Genomic DNA, 22998 nt, shown 5'->3' with positions numbered 1-22998 from the left:
ATTCGGCGTGCACAGGCGGCTCTCACCGCGGCACAGGGATAAGGGCTTGCAAAAGCCGGCGACTATTATGACGAAATACAGCCTGCGGGCGCGAATGATGATTTTGATTCTGGCACCGACGCTGATGGTTGGTTTGCTGCTCAGCTCATTTTTTGTGGTGCACCGCTATAACGAACTGCAACGACAGGTCGTCGACGCGGGCGCGAATATCATCGAGCCGCTGGCCGTCTCCAGCGAATACAGTATGACCTCGCACAATCGCGATGCTATCCGCGAACTGGTCAGCCTGCTGCATCGCCGCCACTCCACTATTGTCCGCGCCATTTCGGTGTTCGACAACGATAATCATCTTTACGTCACCTCCAATAGCAATCAGAACCTGAGCCTGCTGCAAAAAGAGGATATTCGCGCGCTGCCCGATGAGGTGTCCATAGAGCGTCAGGGAACGCTGTTGATCCTGCGTACGCCCATCACCTCGGAAGGCTTCGCGCCAGACGAGCAGCCTGAGGATGTGAACAAACCGGCGGGCAATCCGCTGGGCTATGTGGCCATTGAGCTGGATCTTCAGTCGGTGCGTTTGCAGCAGTATAAAGAGGTGTTTATCGCTACCCTGATGCTGCTGTTCTGCCTCTGTATCGCCATGCTGTTCGCCTATCGCCTGATGCGCGACGTCACCGGCCCGATACGCAATATGGTGACCACCGTCGACCGCATCCGCCGTGGTCAGCTCGACAGCCGGGTGGAGGGCTATATGCTGGGCGAGCTGAGCATGTTGAAAAACGGCATTAACGCCATGGCGATGTCGCTGACCGCCTACCATGAAGAGATGCAGCACAATATCGATCAGGCGACCTGGGATCTGCGGGAAACGCTGGAGCAGCTGGAGATCCAGAACGTTGAGCTGGATCTGGCTAAAAAGCGGGCGCAGGAAGCCGCGCGCATTAAATCGGAATTTCTCGCCAATATGTCCCATGAGCTGCGTACGCCGCTTAACGGCGTCATCGGCTTTACCCGCCAGATGCTCAAGACGCCTCTCGGCACCGCGCAGCGCGACTATATGCACACCATTGAGCGCTCGGCCAATAATTTGCTCAGCATCATCAACGACGTGCTGGACTTCTCTAAGCTGGAGGCGGGCAAGCTGGTGCTGGAGTCGATCCCTTTCCCGCTGCGCGCCACGCTGGATGAAACCATCGTGCTGCTGGCCCCCTCGGCGCATGACAAAGAGCTGGAGCTGACGGTGCTGTGCGACAGCAGCGTGCCGGATAATGTCATTGGCGATCCGCTGCGTCTGCAACAGATTCTGATCAATCTGCTGGGCAACGCGATTAAGTTTACCGAGCGCGGCACCATCGATCTGCGCGTCGAGCAGCGCGCGGTCAGCGCCACGCGCGTTGAGCTGGAGATTCAGGTGCATGATACCGGCATCGGCATCTCGGAGCAGCAGCAGAGCCAGCTGTTTCAGGCGTTTCGCCAGGCTGACGCCAGCATCTCCCGTCGTCACGGCGGTACCGGCCTGGGTCTGGTGATCACCCAGAAACTGGTGAGTGAAATGGGCGGCGAGATTACCTTCCACAGCCGTATCAATGAAGGCTCGACCTTCTGGGTGCGGATACAGCTCGATCTTAATCCCAATGCCCCGACGCTGCCGCGCGCCCTCGATGTGCTGTCGCGCTCGCGTATGGCCTACGTCGAGGCGCACGACGCCTCCGCCGACGCGGCGCTGAAAATGCTGCGCGTCACGCCATTGCAGGTGGAGTACAGCAAAACGCTGGCAGGCCTGAGCGAGCCGCACTATCCGCTGCTGCTGGTGGGCGTGCCGGTTAACATCACGCAGCAGGCGCTGCTGGAGGATAGCTTTATCGAGGCGATGCTCAGCCGCGCCGACTGCGTGCTGCTGGCGCTGCCGAGCGCCATGATGCTGCTGGCGGATCGGCTCAAAGCGCGCGGCATTCACGGCTGCATCACCAAACCGGTTTCCACGACGCGTCTGATGCCGATGCTGGCCGAACTGCACACTCGCCAGCGCAGCGATCTGCCCAACAGCACGCGCCTGCCGCTGCGGGTTATGGCCGTGGACGATAACCCCGCCAACCTGAAGTTAATCGGCGCGCTGCTGGAGGAGCAGGTGCAGCACATCCTGCTGTGCAATAACGCTGAGCAGGCGATTGCCGCGGCACGTCAGCAGCCGCTGGATATTATCCTGATGGATATTCAGATGCCGGACATCGACGGCATCCGCGCCAGCGAAATCATTCGCGGCATGCCGCTGCACGCCAGTACGCCGATTGTAGCGGTCACCGCCCACGCCATCGACGGCGAACGCGAGCACCTGATTAACGCCGGTATGAACGATTATTTGGCGAAGCCGATTGACGAAGGCAAGCTCAGCCAGCTGCTGGCGCGCTACAGCCCGGCGCTGCCGACCATCGCCACGCCGGTGCCGGCGGTCTCGCCGTCGCTCGACTGGGAGCTGGCGCTGCGTCAGGCCGCGAACAAACCCGATCTGGCGCGCGATATGCTGACAATGTTGCTGGATTTCCTGCCGGAAGTGCACGAAAAGATTGATGCTTTTATGGTGGCGAACGATGTGCAGGGACTGCGCGAGATTATTCACAAACTGCACGGCAGCGCCAGCTACAGCGGCGTGCCGCGCATGAAGCAGCTCTGCCGTCAGCTGGAGCAGAACCTGCGCCAGAGCAGCGATATAGACGCGCTGGAGCCGGAGCTGTTGGAGTTGCAGGACGAAATGGAGAACGTGGCGCGCGAAGCGCGGAGAGTGCTCGGCGAGACCTGAACAGCGCCAGAGCCAGCGGGCCTGCTAAAACGCATCCCGCTGCCGCGCCGCAGCGGCGCTGTCGGCAGGTAGCGGGTCGGGCTTCCGGCCCGCAGAGGAGCCAGGTTTATGGCCCGACCCGCATCCGCGCGCTTAACGCGCGGCGGCTTTCGGACGCCACACCCACAGCACCGCAATCGCCAGCGCAAAGAGCGCGCCGAAGCTGATACCGGTCGTGACGGCGGGCGCGCCCGCCTTTACCGCCAGCGTATACAGCCCCAGCATCACCAGCATGGCGATATTCTCGCCGAAGTTCTGCACCGCGATAGCATTGCCCGCGCCGACACTCGCTTTGCCGCGCGCCTGCAACAGCGCATTGAGCGGCACCACAAAGAAGCCGCCCAGCGCGCCCGTCACCATCAGCAGCAGATACGCGCTCGCCAGCGAGTGCTGCATCGAGAAGATCACCACCATCACGCCAATCAGCACGCCAGCAGGCATACAGCGGCGCACCGTGTCCAGCGTCACCAGTTTCGCTGCCGCGCCTGCGCCGATAACAATGCCAATCGCCACCATCGCATTGAGCGTGGTGGGAGTTTTGTTATCGCTGATACCCAGCGCGACCGGCACCCACAGCACCAGCAGAAAACGCAGCGTAACGCCCGCGCCCCAGAACAGGCTGGTGCCAAGCAGGGAAAAGCGCGTCTCCGCGTTGTGCCATAGCGTGGCGCAGGCATGGAAAAAGCGGTTCAGCATGGCGCCGAGACGCCAGTTCTGGCCTGCGCGCGCCGCCGGCAGGCTGGGAATAAACAGATTGGCCGCCACCGCTATCGCATAAGTAATGGCGCAGACTACCAGCGCCGCCAGCAGGCTCCAGTCGGCCAGCACGCCGCCTGACAGCGAGCCGAGCAGGATAGCGGCGATGGTCGAGCTTTCCATCATGCCGTTAGCCTTCACCAGTTTCTCGCCGGAGGTCAGCTCGGTGAGAATGCCGTATTTGGCCGGCGAATAGGCGGCCGCGCCAATACCCACCAGCGTATAGCCCGCAAAGGGATTAAAGCCGAAACAGATCAGCAGCGCCCCCAGCAGCTTCAGGCTGTTGGCGAACATCATCACGCGCCCCTTGGCGAAGCTGTCCGCCAGCTGGCCGACAAAAGGCGCCAGCAGAATATAGGCCGCGACAAACAGCATCTGCATCACCGGCTGGCTCCAGTCGGGATAGAGCTGGCTTTTCAGCAGCGCCAGCGTGGCGAACAGCAGCGCGTTATCGCCAAAGGCGGAAAAAAACTGGGCGCACATCACGGCCATCATGCCGCGTGACGTCAGCGAGGCGTCCTGCGCGTTAAGGGTGCTCATGATTGCTCCTCTTCCGCCATTTTTTTCAGGCTGACGTAGTCCGGCTTGCCGCTGCCCAGTATCGGCAGCGTTTTCATGACGCGAATGTCGCGCGGAACCGACAGCTCCGGCGCGCCCAGCTCGCGGGCGGCGCTTTGCAGCGCGTCACGCTTCAGCGCGCTGTCGGTGGTAAACAGCACCAGAGCTTCGCCGCGGTTGCCGTCGGCGCGCAGCGAGGCCGCATGCTGTTTTTCCGGCGACGCTTTCAGGGCGATCTGCTCCACGATTTCCAGCGAGACCATCTCTCCGGCAATCTTGGCGAAGCGTTTAGCCCGTCCCTGAATCTGGCAGAAACCGCCTTCATCGAAACTGACAATATCGCCGGTGTCGTACCAGCCCGCCTCCATCTGTCCTTCGCCGTTATCGGCGGCGGGCGCTTCCAGCACGCCAGGCTTCTCCACGCGCAGATAGCCTTTCATAATGTTCGGGCCGCGCAGCTGAAGCCTGCCGCCCTGCTCGATCCCCTCGACTGACATCAGGCGGGAATCCATCCCCGGCAGAATGCGGCCGACGGTGTGCGCCTTCGCCGCCATCGGCACGTTGATCGCCACCACCGGCGCGCATTCGGTTACGCCATAGCCCTCCAGGATGCGGATGCCATACTTTTCCATGTAGATCTGGCGCGTCGCCTCCTGCAACTTCTCAGCGCCCGCCACCACGTAGCGCAGGCGGGCAAAATCATAGGGCGCGGCAAAGCGCGCGTAGTTGCCGAGAAAGGTAGAGGTGCCGAACAGCACGGTGCAGTTACGGTCGTAAACCAGCTCCGGCACAATGCGATAGTGCAGCGGGCTGGGATAGAGAAACACCTGCGCGCCGGTCATCAGCGGGGTAAACAGACCCACCGTCAGACCAAAGGCGTGAAACAGCGGCAGCGCCGACATAAATTTATCGCGCGGGGTAAAATCGGCCACGGTGCGGATTTGCTCCACATTCGCCAGCAGGCTTTTATGGGTGTGCACCACCCCTTTGGGGTTGCCTTCCGAACCCGAAGTAAACAGCACCATCGCGGCGTCTTCCGGCTGCTGCGCCACCTGCGCGCGGCGCGGAAACAGCAGATGGCCGAGGATCCACAGCTTGTCCTGGGTCGTCACCGTGTCGCGCAGATCCTCCAGATAGACCCACTCGACCTCTGTCAGCCCCTGCGGCAGATGCCACAGGTTGCCCTTCTCCAGAAACTGGCGCGAGGTAAAGACGGTTTTCACCTGCGAGGCGGCGAGCGCCGCGCGCATCCCCTGCACGCCCGCGGTGTAGTTGAGCATGGCCGGCACGCGACCGCGCATTGACGCGCCGAGGATCGCCGCCGCCGTTACCGTCGCGTTGGGCAACAGCAGGCCGATAATATCGCCCGGCTGGCCGTAGCGTTCCAGAATGCGCCCGACGCCAAGCGCTTTTTTCAGCAGCGCGCTATAGCTGTCCGCTTTGAAGTTAATGTCTTCGATACAGGGTTTGAAAAAACCGTAGCGGGTGCGGGCGTTAAGGAAAGCATCAAACAGGGTTTCGCGCGGGCGCACCGCCATACGCGCTTCCATCATAATATGGTGCAGATGCTCGCCGGCCAGCTGACGCCTGTCGCGCGCGCGCTTCGCTTCCGGCATCGGAATATGAGTAGCAGGCAAAATGGTCAGGGTAATACGGGGAAACAGACGTCGCTTAAACACCCCTGCCAGGCGGCCAAACGGCGAATACTCCGCGCCCTCAATACGCATCGGCACCACGCTGGCCTGCGACTTCGCCGCGACAAATCCCGCGCCGCTGTAGATTTTCATCAGCGAGCCGGTCACGGTGATGCGCCCTTCCGGGAAGATCACCACCGGACGACCGCTGTCGATCAGCCGCACCAGCTGTTTGATCGACATGGGTCGGGTGGGATCGAGCGGCACAAAGTCGATCAGCGGCTTCACCAGCCGCATATACCACTGTTCGCTAATGGTGGAATAGACGGCAAAAACCGGCCTGACCGGCAGAAACAGCGCCAGCAGTATGCCGTCAAGAAAAGACATATGGTTCGGCGCGATCAGCACTTTTTCCTTGTGCAGCGCGGCGGTATCGCCACGCAGTTCGACCCGCCACAGCAGGCGGCAGACCAGACGTAAAAATGTAAACAACATGCCAGCTCCATAGCACCGTTAAAAAAGGTTTCTAACGATGCAGGATCTGACGTCGTTCGACAAGCGCAAGCGCGAGAATTACTGTGCCGTTTGATAACCGCCGCCCAGCGCGGCGATCAGAGCGACGCTGGTGACCCACTGCGTGCTCTCCAGCGTCAGCAGGCTCTGCTGCTCGCTCAGACTGCTGGTCTCGGTGGTGGCGACGTCGAGGTAGTCGATCATTCCCGCCTCATACTGATTGCGCGTCACGCGCGCCGACTCGCGCGCGGCGTCGGTCGCGCGCCGCTGCGCGTCCAGTTCGCTACTCAGCGTAGCGAGTTCGACCAGGTCATCCTCGACTTCCTGCATCGCCGTCAGCACGGATAAACGGTAGCTGGCGACGCTGGCGTCATAGGCGGCGCGCGCCTGATCGACCTTCGCCGAGGTGGCGCCAAAATCGAGCAGCGTGCCGCTCAGATCCGGCCCCAGCGACCAGACGCGATAAGGCAGCGAAAAGAGATTATGCAGCGCCGACGCGCTGGTGCCGCCGCTGGCGCTCAGCGTCAGGTCGGGGTAGTAACCGGCAATCGCCACGCCGACCGCCGCGTTAGCCGCCGCGACGTTGCGTTCGGCATAGGCGATGTCAGGACGGCGCTGTAACAGCTGCGAAGGCAGCGCGTGCGGCGGGGGCGGCAGCGTCGCGCTCAGCTTTGCCGTCGGCAGGCTAAATTCCGCAGGCGCTTTTCCGACCAGCAGCGCAATGGCGTGCTCCAGCTGGGCGCGCTGCCACTGATAGTCGAGCGCCGAGGCGCGGGCGCTCTCCAGCTGCATCTGCGCCTGCGCCAGCGTGGCGCGCGACTCGCTGCCTGACTGATATTTGTTATCAATCACCTTCAGATAGCGCGCGTAGGCGTCAACGCTCTGCTGATAGAGCGCAATCTTCTCATCCATAATGCGCAGCTGAAAATAGTCCTGCGCCAGCTCTGACTGAGCGCTCAGCGTAACATTGGCCAGTTCGGCGGCGCTCGCCTCGGCGCTGGCGTTGTTCTCCTCGCGCGTGCGGCGCAGTTTGCCCCACAAATCCAGCTCCCAGCTGGCGCTCAGCTGCGCCGAGTTGCTGTTGGTGGTGCTGCGCGCGCCAGTAGTGACGGAGCGTGTGCCGCTGCGCGTTCCGCTGACGTCATAGGCGAGCGACGGAAAGAGCGCGGCGCGCGACTGGGCGGCCAGCGCCTGGGCTTCGCGATACTGCGCGGCGTAGCTGGCGACGTTCTGGTTAGAGATGCTGACCTGCCGCAACAGGTTGCTCAGCGTGGCGTCGTGATAAACCGCCCACCATTCGCCTTTGCTTTGATCGTCCTGCGGCACGGCGCGCTGCCAGCCTTTGGCTTCTTTATAGCGCAGCGGCACGCTGGCGGCGGGACGCTGATAGTCGGGACCAACAGCGCAGCCGCCGAGCAGCAGCAGTAACATGAGAGACACTTTTTTCATCGATCAGGATTCCGCATGGCGCAAACGACGCCACTGACGTTGAGAAGCTCGACTCAGACGGTCGAACCAGAGATAGACCACCGGCGTGGTAAACAGGGTCAGCAGCTGGCTGAGCGCCAGCCCGCCCGCAATGGCGATGCCAAGCGGGCTGCGCAGGTCGGCGTCGCCGCCGCTGCCGAGCGCCAGCGGCAGCGCGCCGAAGAAGGCCGCCAGCGTGGTCATCATGATGGGGCGAAAACGCATCAGGCACGCCTGGACGATCGCCTGCTGCGGCGTCAGGCCAAGACGACGCTCGGCGTCGAGCGCGAAATCGATCATCATAATGGCGTTTTTCTTTACGATGCCGATCAGCAGGATGATGCCGATAAGCGCAATCACCGTGAGCTGCGTATTGGTCAGCAGCAGCAGCAGCAGCGCGCCGACGCCCGCCGACGGCAGCGTTGAGAGAATAGTCAACGGATGCACATAGCTCTCATAGAGCACGCCCAGCACGATATAAACCGCCGCCAGCGCCGCCACAATCAGCCAGGGCATCGTCGCCGTCAGCTGGGAAAAGGCCGCCGCCGTCCCGGCAAAGCCAGCCTGAATCGTGGACGGCAGCCCAAGCTTTGCCATCGCCTGCTTGATTAGCCCCTGAGCCTCTTCCAGCGAGACGCCGTCGTTGAGGTTAAAGGCGATGGTGCTGGTCGCTGACTGGCCCTGGTGCGCCACCGACAGCGGCGCGTTGCCGCTTGTCAGGCTGGCGAAGGCGGAGAGCGGCACGCGATCGCCGCTGTCGTTAATGACATACAGCTCATTCAGTATCGCCGGATCGCGCGTGTAGCTGCTGTTGAGCGACATCACGACGTGATACTGATTGAGCGTGTGATAAAGCGTGGCGACCTGGCGCTGGCTAAAGGCGTTGTTCAGCAGGGTATCCAGCATCTGCACGTCAACGCCGAGCCGTGTGGCGCGGTCGCGATCGATATTGATCACGACCTCCTGGCCGCCGGTTTGCGAATCGGAGTCGACGCTGTTGAGCTGCGGGATCGCCGCCAGCGCCGCCTGCACTTTCGGCGTCCAGCTACGCAGCAGATCGAGATCGTCCGCCTGCAAACTGTACTGATAGCTGGCGTTGGCGCTGCGGCCGCCGATATGCAAATCCTGCGCCGCCATCAGAAACATCTGCGCGCCGGCGATATGGCTGGTTTTCATGCTTAGCCGGTTGGCGACTTCGGTGGCGGTGGCGTCGCGCTGGCTGAAATCTTTTAGCCGCACAAAGAAGTTGGCGCTGTTGCGCGAGCCAAACATGCCGCTGCCCATCGAGGACATCACGCTCTCTACCGCCGGATCGGACTGGATAATACTGGTGAACATCAGCATTTTCGGCTTCATCGCCTGAAACGAAATATTCTGGTCGGCGCGCAGCGCGCCCATCAGCAGACCGGTGTCCTGATTAGGGAAGAAACCCTTCTGCACCACGCTATAAAGAAACAGATTCAGCAGCACGGTCAGCGCCAGACTGCACATCGTCAGCTTCTGGTGGCGCATCACCCAGTTAAGCCCGCGCGCATAGGCGGCCAGCAGCGCGTTAAGCTGGTTCTCAATGAACTGATAAACCGGATGCGGTCTTTTCGTCACGCGCGGCCTGCGCTTCAGCAGCCGCGAGCAGAGCATCGGCGTCAGGCTGAGCGAGACGAACATCGAGATCAGCAGCGACACGGTGAGCGTGACGGCGAACTCGCGGAACAGGCGGCCCACGATGCTGCCCATCAGCAGGATGGGAATAAACACGGCGATAAGCGACACCGTCATCGACAATACGGTAAAGCTCACTTCGCGCGCGCCCCGCACCGCGGCGCGCACCGGTCCTGAGCCTTCTTCGATATGGCGCGTAATATTCTCCAGCACCACAATCGCATCATCCACCACAAAGCCGGTAGAGATAATCAGCGCCATCAGCGACAGGTTATCGAGGCTGTAGCCGAGCAGGTACATTACCGCGCAGGTGCCGATCAGCGACACCGGCAGCGCCAGCGCCGGGATCACCACCGCCTGAAGATTGCGCAGGAAGACAAACACCACGGCGATCACCAGCAGCACGGCAATCAGCAGCGTCTCCTCGGTGTCGTAGAGCGAGGCGCGCACGCCGGGCGATCGGTCGATCACCACTTTCAGCTGGGTGTCAGCCGGCAGATCTTTCTCCAGCGCGGGCAGCTGCGCCTTAATCGCGTCGATGGTATCGAGCATATTGGCGCCCGCCTGACGCTTAATGCCGATCATCACCGACGGCGCGGCGTTGAGGAAACCGGCCTGATACTGATCCTCCACCGAGTCGTAGACGGTGGCGACGTCGTGCAGTCGCACCGCTTTGCCTGACTGATAGGTGACGATCAGATCGCGATACTGCGCCGCTTTATCAAGCTGGCCGTTGCTGTCCACCACCCACGACGTGCTGCTGCCCTGCAACATCCCTTTGGGCAGGTTGGTGGTGCTGTTGGCGATGGCGCTGCGCACCGTATCCAGCGAAATGCCGTAGTGCGTCAGCTTTTGCGGCTGGAGATCGATACGTACCGCAGGCAGCGCGCTGCCCATCAGCGACACTTCGCCAACGCCTTTGACCTGGCCCATCGCCTGTTCGATCTTGCTTTCGGCCAGATCGTACAGCTCACCAGGCGTGCGCGTCTCGGAGGTCAGCGCCAGCATCACAATGGGCGCGTCGGAAGGATTGGCTTTGCGGTAGGTCGGCAGCGACTCCATGCTGCTCGGCAGCAGGCTGCGCGAGGCGTTAATGGCGGCCTGCACGTCGCGCGCCGCGCCGTTAATGTCGCGGTCCAGCTCGAACTGCAAAATGATGCTGGAGGAGCCTTGCGAACTGCTGGAGGTCATCTCGGTGATACCGGCAATCTGCCCCAGCGACCGCTCCAGCGGCGTCGCGACGGTGGCCGCCATGGTTTCCGGACTGGCGCCCGCCAGGCTGGCGCTCACCATAATGGTGGGAAAATCGACCTGCGGCAGCGGCGCGACCGGCAGCAGCCGATAGCCGAGCGCGCCCAGCAGCAGGATCGCCAGCGTCAGCAGCAGCGTAGCGACCGGGCGGAAGATAAACAGCCGTGTCAGGTTCATGACTCGCCTCGCGTCTGCTGCTGACGACGTTTTACCCAGGCGTTGCCGCGCTGCGCGATGGCGTCAAACCACAGATAAATCACCGGCGTGGAGAAGAGCGTCAGTACCTGGCTGACGATCAGGCCGCCGACAATCACCAGACCCAGCGGCTGGCGCAGCTCCGCGCCGGATCCCGATGCCAGCATCAGCGGCAGCGCGCCGAGCAGCGCCGCCATGGTGGTCATCAGTATCGGACGGAAGCGCAGCAGACAGGCCTGATGGATCGCCTCGCGCGGGCTGAGGCGCTGTTTGTTCTCCGCCTCCAGCGCAAAGTCGATCATCATAATGGCGTTCTTCTTCACAATGCCGATCAGCAAAATCACCCCAATCAATGCGATCAGGCTGAACTCGCTGCCCGCCAGCAGCAGCGTCAGCAGCGCGCCGACCGCCGCCGACGGCAGCGTTGAGAGGATGGTCACCGGATGAATAAAGCTCTCATAGAGAATGCCCAGCACCACGTACATAGTGAGCAGCGCGGCGAGGATCAGCCACAGCGTATTGCCGGTGGCGCTCTGGAAAGCCGAGGTTTCGCCCTGATAGCGCAGCGTGATGCTCGACGGCATCTGCAACTGCCGCTGCACCTCGGCAATCGCCTTCTGCCCGTCCTCCAGCGAGTAGCCGCTGTTGAGGTTGAAAGAGATCATGACCGCCGGGAACTGGTTCAGACGCATATGCATCAGCGAACCGACGCGCTGATGAATAGTGGCGACAGAGGTCAGCTTTACCATTCCGCTGCTGCTGCTGTCTGTAGTCGTACTGGACGTCGTTGAGGCGCTGGTTGTAGTTGACGTGCTGGTTGTGGATGACGTGCTGGTTGTGGTTGACGTGCTGGTACTGTCGCTGCTGGTCGACGGCGCCAGATACACATCCTCAAACGAAGCAGGCGACTGCTGGTACTGCGGTGCAACTTCAAGCACCACGCGATACTGATTTGACTGGGTGAAAATGGTAGAGACCAGCCGCTGGCCGAAGGCGTTATACAGCGCAGTGTCAACGTCCGAGGCGGTAATGCCGTAGCGCGCCGCTTTATCGCGGTTCAGCTCGACAAAGGCGACGCGGCCTTGATCCTGCAGGTTGCTGACGACGCCGTTAAACTCTGGCCGCTTTTGCAGCGCCGCCACCAGCTGCGGCGACCAGGTGACCAGGTTTTCGCTGTCGGCGTCGTCCAGCGAGAACTGATACTGGCTCGGCGTGACCTGATCGTTAACCGTCAGATCCTGCGCGGGCTGCATATAGAGCTGAATACCCGCCACCTGCGTCGCTGCCTGCTGAAGCTGTTTGATCACCGCGTCGGCCTTGACATCGCGCGCGTCAAAGGACTTCAGGTTGATTTGCAGCCGACCGCTGTTCAGGCTGGTATTATTGCCGTCAATGCCGATAGTGGACGACACGCTCTCCACGGCCGGATTCGCCAGCACCACCTTTGCCAGCGCCTGCTGACGCTTCGCCATCTCGCTAAAGGAGACATCCTGCGACGCCAGCGTGACGCCCTGAATCAGTCCGGTGTCCTGGGTCGGAAAGAAGCCTTTCGGCACCGCCAGATAAAGCAGCGCGGTAAGCGCAAAGGTCGCCAGCGCCACCAGCAGCGTCAGCTTCTGGTGATTAAGCACGACGGTCAGTAGTCGGTCATAGCCGCGGATCAGCTTATCGAACATCTCGCCGCCTTTGCGCGCAAAGCGTGACTGCTGCTCCGGTGGAATATGGCGCAGCAGATAAGCGCACAGCATGGGCGTCAGCGTCAGCGACACCAGCATTGAAACCAGAATCGAGACGGCCAGGGTAATGGCGAACTCGCGGAACAGCCGTCCAACCACATCGCCCATAAACAGCAGCGGGATCAGCACGGCAATCAGCGAGAAGGTCAGCGAGATAATGGTGAAGCCTATCTGCTGCGAGCCTTTCAGCGCCGCCTGCATCGGCGTTTCCCCCTCCTCCAGCCGCCGCGAAATGTTCTCTACCACCACGATGGCGTCGTCGATAACAAAGCCGGTGGCGATGGTCAGCGCCATCAGCGACAGGTTGTTAAGGCTGAAGCCGGCCAGATACATCACGCCGAAGGTGCCAACCAGCGACAGCGGCACCGCCACACTGGGGATCAGCGTCGCCGCCACGTTGCGCAGAAACAGGAAGGTCACCATCACCACCAGCGCGATCGACAGCATCAGCTCGAACTGCACATCGCTGATTGAGGCGCGAATGGTCTGGGTGCGGTCAGAAAGAATGGTCATCTTCACGCCGTCCGGCAGCGCAGCCTGTAGCGTCGGCAGCGCGGCCTTGATGTTATCCACCACCTGAATCACGTTCGCGCCGGGCTGGCGCTGTACGCTGATGACGATGGCCGGGCTGTTATTGGCCCAGGCGGACTGGAAGCTGTTCTCCGGTCCCTGTTCGATATGGGCGATGTCTTTCAGGCGCAGCGCCGCGCCGTTCTGATACGTAAGGATCAGGTTGCCGTATTCATCGGCAGTGCGCAGCTGGTCGTTGGCGTCGATGGTGACCGAATGATATTTGCCGTCGAAGCCGCCCTTGGAGCCGTTAACGTTGCTGTTGCTAATCAGCGTATTGACGTCTTCCAGCGTCAGGTTGTGCGCGGCCAGCGCGGTGGGGTTCATCTGCACGCGGATCGCCGGCTGATGACCGCCGGCCAGCGTTACCATGCCGACCCCGGAAATCTGCGACAGCTTCAGGGCCACGCGGGTATTCACCAGATCCTGCACCTGCGTCAGCGGCAAATTCTCTGAGCTGGCCGCCAGGGTGATCACCGCGCTGTCCGCCGGGTTGACCTTTTTATAGGTCGGCGGATTCGGCAGATCGTTCGGCAGCAGGTTATTCGCCGCGTTGATTGCCGCCTGCACTTCCTGCTCCGCCACGTCGAGCGACAGATCGAGGCTGAACTTCAGCGTCACGATTGAAGATCCGCTGGAGCTGGTGGAGGTCATCTGGCTGAGACCCGCCATTTGTCCCAGCTGCCGCTCCAGCGGCGACGTCACCGATGACGCCATCACATCGGGGCTGGCGCCGGGATAGAGGGTAGTGACCTGAATAGTCGGATAGTCCACCTGCGGCAGCGCCGAGGTAGAGAGAAATTTATAGGCAAAAATGCCGGCGACCAGCACGCCCACCATCAGCAGAATGGTAGCGACCGGACGCAGGATAAACAGGCGTGACGGGTTCATTTTGCCTCGGCAGTGACGGTCGGTTGCGTCTCATCCGCCAGCGCGACTTTGCTGCCGTTGGTCAGGCGATCAATACCTTCCGTAACCAGACGATCGCCCGGCTCGACGCCCTTCAGGATCGCCTGCTGGTCGTCGCCGAACGCCGGTCCGGCGGTCACGGCTTTGCGCGTCACGGTGTTGTCTTTACCGATAACAAACACAAAGCTGCCGTCGCTGCTCAGCTGAAGCGCCTGAGAAGGGATCACGGTTGCGCCCTTGAGAATGCGGGTTTGCAGGCGCAGATTAACGAACTGGTTGGCGTACAGCGCCTCATCGTCATTGGCGAAGGTGGCCTTCAGCGCCACGGTGCCGGTGCTGGTGTCGATCTGGTTGCTGATGAACTTCACCTCGCCCTGCGCCAGCGTTGTGCTGTTGTCCTGATCGAAAGCGGTCGCAGGCAGCGCCTGGCCGCTATGCAGCGCCTTAATCAGCTCAGGAATGTTGCTCTGCGGCACGCTAAAGGTGACGGCGGCGGGCTGCATCTGGGTAATGGTCACCAGCCCGGTGCTGCTGGAGCTTTGCACCATGTTGCCTGGATCGACCTGACGCAGCCCGACGCGGCCGCTGATCGGCGCGGTAATACGCGCATACTCAATGTTCAGCTTTGCGCTGGCGATCTGCGCCCGGTCGGCGGCGACCGCGCCGCGATACTGGCCCACGGTCGCGATTTGCGTATCGAGATCCTGCCGCGCCAGCGAGTCCTGCGCGTAGAGTTTGCGGTAGCGCGCCAGCGTCAGCTCGGCGCTGTTCAGCAGCGCCTGATTTTCACTCAGCTCAGCCTGATACTGATTCAGCGTCGCCTCAAAGCTGCGCGGATCGATTTGCGCCAGCAGCTGACCCGCCTCGACTTTTTGCCCTTCGGTAAAGTAAACCTTCTCCAGCTGACCGTCGACGCGGCTGGTGACGGTGACGCTGGCGTCAGGGATCACCGTCCCCAGCGCGTTAAGGTAGACTGGCACGTCGGCAGTGGCGGCGACGCCGCTGTGCACCAGGGTTGCGCCGCCGCCCATCATCGCCATACCTGGCGGGCCGCCGCGCCCCCCATGCGCGCCTGCTCTCCCGCCTGGCGGCATACCGCCCTGCCCTTTACCAGTCGGCAGAATACGCCAGACAACGCCGGCGATAATCGCCAGCAGAAGGAACAACAGCAGCCACTTAAACCAGCGGGCGCGTGAGGAACGGGACGATTTAGTCATTGTTAAATTTTGCCAGCAAGAAGAAATAAAAAACCACTAAATTCAGAAGGTTATTAAGAGCCAGGATCGTAGCGCCGCGTATTATCCGCGAAGTGCCGGTTATTTTTCCATCGGAAAACCGTAAGGTTTTCGTTAAGAAAAATCAGGCTTTACTGCCGCGTTGCCGCAGGAGAAGGCGGCTGCGACAGCCTCTGAAGAGGATCGGCGATGGCGAAAATATAAAAAAAAACCCACGCATCCGCGTGGGTTGGTGCAATGAACAGGGTGGTTTATCCTTGCGGATAGCACTGCCTGGAGCAGCGTGTTTTCGCACCGATCAATACCTCTGGGACTGCTATCCTCGCACTCTGAAGCGGGACAGGACAGCGCGAAAACGCAACGGAGTTCGGCGAAATGAAACCAGGTATGAATAACTCCCCTACCTGGTTACACATTGATTTTTCTAAGATTTATCCGAAGCCTTCGTATAGATGGCATCCGGGGCGATGTTCATATGCTTGAGCACCGGCCCCATGATATTGCCGAAGATGGGCGCGGCCACCGAGCCGCCGAAGTGGTCGCCAGCGGTAGGATGGTTGATCATCACCACCAGCGCCACTTCCGGATGGCTGGCAGGGGCAATACCGGCGGTATAGTTGATATAGCCGCCGTCATACTTGCCGCTGGCACCCATCTTCTCCGCCGTGCCGGTTTTAGTCGCCAGCCGATAGCCCGGCACCGCCGCTTTGACGCCGGTTCCGCCCGGCAGGACGTCGCTCTCCAGCATATGCACCACCTCTTTTACCGTTTCCGGGTTGGCCACCTGCTTGCCAAGCACCGGCGGCGTCACGCGGGTAATAGAGAGCGGACGGTAAATGCCGAACGAACCGAGCGTGGCGTATTCGCGCGCGATTTGCAGCGGCGTCACGCGCAGGCCGTAGCCAAAGGAGAAGGTGGCGCGTTCAATGTCAGCCCAGCGCTGACGGTGCGCCGGGAAATAGCCGACGCTCTCGCCGGTCAGCCCCAGTCCGGTGGGTTTGCCCAGTCCAAACGCCTGATAAGTATTGACCAGCGCTTCGGCAGGCATCGCCAGCGCGATATGGGAAACGCCGATGTCGCTCGACTTCTGCAAAATGCCGGTCATGGTCAGGCGCGGCCAGTGGCCGACGTCGCGGATCAGGTGGCCGTTAACGCTGTAGGGAGTGGTATCGATCACCGAGTCCGGACGCACCAGATGGCGCTCCAGCCCCTCCATCACCACCAGCGGCTTCACCGTCGAGCCAGGCTCATAGCTGTCGTTGATGGCCGCATTGCGCATCTGCGCGGGCGTCGCGCCGTCGTAGTTGTTCGGGTTAAACGACGGGTACGAGGCCATGCCGAGAATTTCGCCGGTGTCGATTTTTATCAGCACCGCGGCGCCTGAGTCGGCTTTATTCAGCAGCACGCCGTCGCGCAGTTTGCTGTAGAGCGTGTACTGATCGAACTTGTCGATGCTGAGCTGCACGGTCGGCGGCTGCGTGGGCGGCGTATAGCTCAGCATCGAGATAATGTTGCCCGCGGCGTCCTGACGGTAGACCTCTTTGCCCGGCACGCCCTGAAGCAGCTTGTCATAACCTTTTTCCAGCCCGTTCAGACCGGTATTGTCCGCCCCGACGATGCCGATCAGCGGCGCGGCCGCTTCGCTCATCGGGTAGAAGCGGCTGTCGTCATAAACTTCGCTGATGCCTTTCAGATGCAGTTCGGCAATATCTTTGGCGATGCCCAGCTCGACTTTGCGACCCAGATAGAGAAAGCGACGTTTAGGACTGGCGGTGATCTGCGCGGCAATCTGCTCAGGCCGCATATTCAGCGCCGAGGCTAAATAGGCCCACTTCGCGCTGAAAAAATCGGGATTGGCCTCCAGCACGCGCAGCGGATCGGCAATCACGTCGCGCGACGGCACCGACAGCGCCAGCGCTTCGCCGTTGCGATCCAGCAGGGTGCCGCGGTTAGTGGGCAGCGTTACGGTGCGCAGCGAGCGCTGATCCGCCTCATGCTCCAGCATCGGCTGATTGAGGAACTGCAAATCGGCAATGCGCGCCATCAGTATGACCATGCAGGTCAGCACGCCGAGGCAGATCAGGCGAAAGCGAAACGGGTTAAAAGGGGCTTTGATCTGGTCTTTTCCCAGTAGTTTTTTTATCCGGGGCATAGCAATCCGCTGCGAAAAAAATAAAAAAATATCCAGGCGAGCAGTTATAAAGAAAGCGTCAGGCGGTTAACAGAAAAACTGTGTATCAGTTCGTAATCGCGCGGCAGGCAAAAAAAAACCTGCGCATCTGCGCAGGTCGGTGTAATCAAGAAAATCAGTTGATGTTCACCCATCAATACCTCTGGGACCCTGACTGTAGCAAGGCAGAGAGAAGGGCTGCCATCGCCTAAACGCAACAGTGTCCGGCAAAATGTAACCAGCCATGAGTTTATTAAGCGTTTTTGCAAACCCTGTGTTTTTTAATTTCAACCAGGCAGCTCATGGCGTTGGGTCCCTGCGTCAGCGACGAGGTGCCAATATCCAGCGTCAGCACATTGGGATTGCCTGCGCGGTCGAACGGCTGCCATTCAGCGCCAAAGCCAGGGTCGAACCAGGCGCCGGTGGCGACAATCACCACGCCCGGCGTCAGCCCGTCGGTCAGACGAACGCCGGCCAGCATCGCGCCGCGCGCGTTGCGCACCTCAATCACGTCACCTTCTGCCAGGCCGCGCGGCGCGGCGTCCTGCGGATGCATATAGAGGGTTTCGTGTCCGGCGGTCTTATTGCCCTGCACGGTGGGCGTAGCGTCAAGCTGACTGTGCAGACGATCCGACGGCTGAATAGAGATCATATGCAGCGGAAACTGCTCGCTTAGCGGCGCGCCCAGCCACTCCTGCGGCTCCCGCCACTCCGGATGCCCGGCGAAATCGGCCAGGCCGTAGCTGGCGATGGTCTCGCTAAAGAGTTCGATTTTACCGCTGGCGGTCTGAATCGGGTGGCGCTCAGGGTCGGCGCGGAAATCATCCATAAATACGTAGGGCTTGCCGCCCTCCGGGATTTCGACAAAGCCGCGCGACCAGAACTCGGCAAACTCCGGGAAGTCGATGCCTTTGCGCGCGTGCGCCACCGCGCACTGCTGGTAAAGGTGCTCGATCCACTGGCGCTCGTTGCGGCTTTCGGTAAAGGCGTCGCGATAGCCGAGGCGTTCGGCCAGATCGGCGAAAATATCGAAGTCGTTGCGCGCCTGGTGCTGCGGCCTGATCGCCTGATGCATCGCCAGCACAAAGCGGTCGCGCGAAGAGCCGCCAATATCGTTACGCTCCAGCGTGGTGGTGGCAGGCAGAACGATGTCCGCCATCTGCGCCGCAGGCGTCCAGACAATATCCTGCACCACCACGGTGTCCGGCTTCTGCCAGCCTTCCACCAGTCGGTTTAGCTGCTGGTGGTGATGGAACGGATTGCCGCCCGCCCAGTGCACCAGATGAATATCGGGATAGTGCAGCGTCTCGCCCTGAAAGGTGTAGGGCTGGCCGGGATTAAGCAGCATATCGCTGATGCGCGCCACCGGAATCGACAGGCCGGAGGGATTCGGACCCGTGGCCATAAGCGGCGCGGGACCGTCCTGACGCGGATTGCCTACGCTGTTCATGGAGCCGTGGCCAAAGGAGAAGCCTGCGCCCGGCAGGCCCGGCTGGCCGAGCATCGACGACAGGGCAATCATCATCCAGTAGGGCTGCTCGCCGCGATGGGCGCGCTGTACCGAGTAGGAACAGGTAATAAAGCTGCGCTTGCCCGCCAGCTGCGCCGCCAGCTGCACAATGCGTTCCGGCGGAATGCCGGTGATACGGCTCGCCCAGCCTGGCGTCTTCGCCACGCCGTCGCTTTCGCCCAGCAGGTAGGCGCGCAGCTGGGGCCAGCCGGTGCAGTGGCTGGCGAGAAACGCCTCATCCACCGCGTTGCGCCGGGTGATTTCATAGCCCAGCGCCAGCATAAGCGCCACGTCGGTATTGGGGCGAATTGGGATCCAGTCGGCGTTAACAAACGCCGGGCAGTCGTCGCGCATCGGGCTGATGTTGATCACCGGTGTGCCTTTGGCCGCCAGCTGCTCCAGCGCCGGCTTCAGGCTATGCTGGCCCGCTCCGCCTGACGCCACCTGAGCGTTTTTCAACGCCAGGCCGCCAAAGGCGACAAAAATGTCGGCGTGTTCCACCACCTGCGGCCAGTCGGTGACGCGGCCGGTCAGCGGCATATAGGTGCCAATCACATAGGGCAGGAAGAACTGCGCGGCGCCCCAGCTATAGTTGCCCTGCTGATCGACCCCGCCGCCGCCCTGAAAGTAAAAACGACGGATCAGGGTGCGCGCATGGTTGACGCGCCCTGCCGACGACCAGCCGTAAGAGCCATTGAAAATGCCTGACGCGCCGTAGCGTTCGCGGATGCGGCGGTTTTCGTCCGCCACCAGATCCAGCGCGGTTTCCCAGTCGACGGCGACGAAATCTTCCCGGCCGCGCAGCGTGCGGTCGCTGTTCTCGCGGGATTTCAGCCAGGAGCGGCGCACCATCGGCTGCTTAATGCGTCTGTCGGAGTAGACCAGCTCAGGGATGGTGTTCAGCATCGGCGAGGGATCGGCGTCAGCAAAAAAGGGTTCGCAACCGATCAGACGATCGTTTTCAGTAATGGCGGTGAACGCGCCCCAGTGCGCCAGATGTGGCACTCGCTTTTTCATGGTTTCGTTTCATGGCAGGTAAAGGAAAAAAACAGGATACCATGCGGCCCTCTGCCAGGTTAAGCCCGTCATTTTGCCCCTTTTTGCGACGGCGCAGACATTCTGCTGGCTTGATGTGCGTGCTGTTTTCCGTAACACTGCTGGCATGTGTAAACGTTTTCCCTACAACAGGTCAACGCATGGCTACCATTAAGGATGTTGCCAGACTGGCGGGGGTATCCGTCGCGACGGTTTCCCGCGTGATCAATAATTCACCGAAGGCCAGCGAAAATTCCCGACAGGCCGTTAGCCAGGCAATGGAAGAGCTGCAATATCACCCCAACGCCAATGCGCGCGCGCTGGCGCAGCAGTCAACAGAGACGCTGGGCCTGGTGGTCGGCGACGTTTCCGACCCCTTTTTCGGCGCGATGGTAAAAGCGGTGGATGAAGTCGCGGGTCAGACCGGTAACTTTTTGCTGATTGGTAACGGTTACCATAATGAGCAAAAAGAGCGTCAGGCGATTGAGCAGCTGATGCGCCACCGCTGCGCGGCGCTGGTGGTCCACGCCAAAAAAATTCCAGACGCCGAGCTGGAAGTGTTGATGAAACAGGTGCCGGGCATGGTGCTGCTCAACCGGCTGCTGAAAGGCTTTGAATCGCGCTGCATCGCGCTTGACGACCGCTACGGCGCCTGGCTGGCGACGCGGCACCTGATCCAGCAGGGTCATCAGAACATCGCCTTTATCTGCTCGACCCATCCCATTTCCGACTCCGAAGATCGCCTTCAGGGCTATTACGACGCGCTGAAAGAGCACGGCCTGCCCTGCAACGATCGTCTGGTGGCGCTGGGCGAGCCGGATGAAACCGGCGGCGAACAGGCCATGACCGAGCTGCTGGGACGCGGCCGCAACTTTACCGCCGTCGCCTGCTATAACGACTCTATGGCGGCCGGCGCGCTGGCGGTGCTGAGCGATAACGGCGTGCGCGTGCCGGAAGAGATGTCGCTGATTGGCTTTGATGATGTGCTGGTTTCGCGCTACGTGCGTCCGCGCCTGACCACGGTACGCTATCCCATCGTGACAATGGCGCAGCAGGCCGCCGAACTGGCGCTGGCGCTGGCTCACGCGCAGCCGCTGCCCGAAGTCACCAATATGTTCAGCCCGACGCTGGTGCGGCGGCATTCCGTGAGCGGGCCGGGCTAAATCTCGCGGCGGTAAAGCCGGACCTTTTTATCCGGATACTCCAGCGCCTCGCCCGCCGGCATCCAGCCCGCGCGTTCGTAATAGCCGCTGAAGGTTGACCACAGCCAGAGGTGGCGATAGCCGCGCTGTTGCGCACAGGCGATAACGTGCTGCTGTAGCGCCGCGCTCAACCCGCTGCCTCTGGCGCTTTCATCCACGTAGAGCGCGGCGAGCCAGGGAAAGAGATCCTGCCGGCTGATCAGATCGCAGCGCCAGAAGCCCACCGTGCCTGCCGCCCTGCCCTCGTGGTCGATCGCCACAAAGGTGACGGGAAACTCCGCCTCTTGCAGCGAACTGTTCACTACGCTGGCCATAAAATCGCGGCTGTTGTCCGCATCAAAGGCGCGCCACAGCCAGTCGATGATCTGTTCGGCGTATTGCGGCGCAGCGCGCAAATCAAGGATTTTCATCGCGTGTATCAGCCCAGCTCTAGCGCCAGCAGCTCCTGAATGGTCTGCGCACGGCGAATTTCACGCGGTTTACCCTGTTCGAACAGCACTTCCGGGATCAGCGGGCGGCTGTTGTAGTTCGACGACATCGATGCGCCATAGGCGCCGGTATCGTGAAACACCAGGTAGTCGCCAACCTGCGCCGCAGGCAGCGCGCGCGTTTCAACCTTACCGCCTTCCAGCTGAGTAAAGACGTCGCCCGACTCGCACAGCGGCCCGGCGACCACGCTGTCCACCTGCGCCTGTGGATCAACGACCCGACCATCCCCCGGCAGCAGCGAAATATGGTGATAGCTGCCGTACATCGACGGGCGCATCAGATCGCTAAAGCCCGCATCCACCAGCACAAAATGACGGCTGCCCATCGCTTTTACCGCGCGCACCTGCGAAACCAGCACCCCCGATTCGGCCACCAGAAAACGGCCCGGTTCGATCTCCAGTTTGACCGGATGACCAAGATGGGCGGCAATACGCTGGCGCGCGGCGTCCCACAGGCCAAAATAGTGCGCGGTATCGATCGCCTCTTCGCCAGAGCGATAGGGAATAGAGAGACCGCCGCCGGCGGATATCGCCTCAAGATCCTGGCCGAGCGCCATGACCTGCTCCACCATCGCGTCACACACCTGTTGCAGGTGACCATAGTCGACGCCGGAGCCGATATGCATATGCAGGCCCACCAGGCGCAGGCCATATTGCCTGATCGCCGCCAGCGCCAGCGGCAGTTCGCTGTGCCAGATGCCGTGCTTGCTGTTCTCGCCGCCGGTGTTGGTTTTCTGGCTGTGGCCGTGGCCAAAGCCGGGATTGATGCGCAGCCATACCGCATGGCCCGGCGAGACCTCGCCCAGCTGATGCAGCATGTCCACCGATCCCGCGTTAACCGGCACCTTTAGCTCAGCAATACGCGCCAGCGTCGGACGGTCAAAGACGTCGGCGGTAAAGACAATCTCGTCGCCGCCTGCCTGATAGCCCGCCGCCAGCGCGCGTTCGATTTCGCCCAGCGATACCGAATCGACCCTGACGCCGGCCGCGCGCATCAGGCGCAGAATATGAATGTTTGAGCAGGCTTTCTGCGCGAAGCGCACCACGTCGAAAGCGCGCAGTTGTGCGATGCGCTGCTGAATAATCTGCGCGTCATAGGCCCAGAACGGGCCCTGGTACTGTTGCGCCAGCGGCAGCAGGTTATCGGCGTTAAGCGCGGTAGTAGAGTCGGTTAAAGGGCGTGGCATCGGGATTCTCCTGTCGTTACGCCTATTAAGCCAGAACCGTGCCATGCTTAAAAATATCTGTTTTAATAGCTGCTATGCAAAATGGAT

12 protein-coding genes are annotated in these 22998 nt (G+C 61.3%); 2 read left to right on the top strand and 10 right to left on the bottom strand.

What is annotated here, in order from left to right; all coding sequences use genetic code 11:
- Positions 1-67 precede the first annotated feature (67 nt).
- Complete coding sequence (gene barA / locus BBB56_RS14575) at positions 68-2797, top strand: two-component sensor histidine kinase BarA (RefSeq protein ID WP_123801672.1); 2730 nt, start codon at positions 68-70, stop codon at positions 2795-2797.
- Positions 2798-2929: 132 nt separating this feature from the next.
- Here barA and lplT read toward each other — a convergent pair whose 3' ends face one another.
- The 8 genes from lplT to BBB56_RS14530 form a co-directional block, all read right to left on the bottom strand.
- On the bottom strand, positions 2930-4132 hold the full coding sequence (gene lplT / locus BBB56_RS14570; RefSeq protein ID WP_123801671.1) for a lysophospholipid transporter LplT: 1203 nt from the start codon (positions 4130-4132) through the stop codon (positions 2930-2932).
- Entirely contained in the window at positions 4129-6279 is a 2151-nt protein-coding gene (gene aas / locus BBB56_RS14565) for a bifunctional acyl-ACP--phospholipid O-acyltransferase/long-chain-fatty-acid--ACP ligase (RefSeq protein ID WP_123801670.1), read from the bottom strand. The genes lplT and aas overlap by 4 nt, the downstream gene beginning before the upstream one ends.
- Positions 6280-6357: 78 nt before the next feature.
- Complete coding sequence (locus tag BBB56_RS14560; RefSeq protein ID WP_123801669.1) at positions 6358-7746, bottom strand: efflux transporter outer membrane subunit; 1389 nt, start codon at positions 7744-7746, stop codon at positions 6358-6360.
- Positions 7747-7749: 3 nt separating this feature from the next.
- Entirely contained in the window at positions 7750-10851 is a 3102-nt protein-coding gene (locus tag BBB56_RS14555; RefSeq protein WP_123801668.1) for an efflux RND transporter permease subunit, read from the bottom strand.
- On the bottom strand, positions 10848-14066 hold the full coding sequence (locus BBB56_RS14550) for an efflux RND transporter permease subunit (RefSeq protein WP_123801667.1): 3219 nt from the start codon (positions 14064-14066) through the stop codon (positions 10848-10850). Before BBB56_RS14550 ends, BBB56_RS14555 begins: the two co-directional genes overlap by 4 nt.
- Positions 14063-15301 (bottom strand): efflux RND transporter periplasmic adaptor subunit, encoded by a 1239-nt coding sequence (locus BBB56_RS14545; RefSeq protein WP_123801666.1) that lies wholly within the window; start codon positions 15299-15301, stop codon positions 14063-14065. The genes BBB56_RS14550 and BBB56_RS14545 overlap by 4 nt, the downstream gene beginning before the upstream one ends.
- A 442-nt stretch (positions 15302-15743) precedes the next feature.
- Positions 15744-17471 carry a penicillin-binding transpeptidase domain-containing protein gene (locus BBB56_RS14540; protein WP_123801665.1) on the bottom strand — a complete coding sequence of 576 codons (1728 nt, stop codon included), beginning with the start codon at positions 17469-17471 and terminating at the stop codon, positions 15744-15746.
- Positions 17472-17742: 271 nt separating this feature from the next.
- Positions 17743-20016, bottom strand: a complete 2274-nt coding sequence (locus BBB56_RS14530) for a molybdopterin guanine dinucleotide-containing S/N-oxide reductase (RefSeq protein WP_123801663.1) — start codon at positions 20014-20016, stop codon at positions 17743-17745.
- Positions 20017-20195: 179 nt separating this feature from the next.
- Between BBB56_RS14530 and galR the strand changes: the two genes are divergently transcribed.
- Positions 20196-21197: an HTH-type transcriptional regulator GalR gene (galR, locus tag BBB56_RS14525; RefSeq protein WP_123801662.1), complete on the top strand. Its 1002-nt coding sequence runs from the start codon at positions 20196-20198 to the stop codon at positions 21195-21197.
- Here the strand turns inward: galR and BBB56_RS14520 are convergent.
- Positions 21194-21646 (bottom strand): GNAT family N-acetyltransferase, encoded by a 453-nt coding sequence (locus BBB56_RS14520; RefSeq protein ID WP_123801661.1) that lies wholly within the window; start codon positions 21644-21646, stop codon positions 21194-21196. The two genes, galR and BBB56_RS14520, sit on opposite strands and share 4 nt — an antisense overlap.
- Before the next feature lie 8 nt (positions 21647-21654).
- On the bottom strand, positions 21655-22911 hold the full coding sequence (gene lysA / locus BBB56_RS14515; RefSeq protein ID WP_123801660.1) for a diaminopimelate decarboxylase: 1257 nt from the start codon (positions 22909-22911) through the stop codon (positions 21655-21657).
- Between the last annotated feature and the right edge of the window lie 87 nt (positions 22912-22998).

Source organism: Candidatus Pantoea deserta (genome assembly GCF_003813865.1).
Taxonomy (GTDB): domain Bacteria; phylum Pseudomonadota; class Gammaproteobacteria; order Enterobacterales; family Enterobacteriaceae; genus Pantoea; species Pantoea deserta.
The sequence above is the reverse complement of the archived record's forward strand: the minus strand, read 5'-3'. Positions and strand labels throughout refer to the sequence as shown.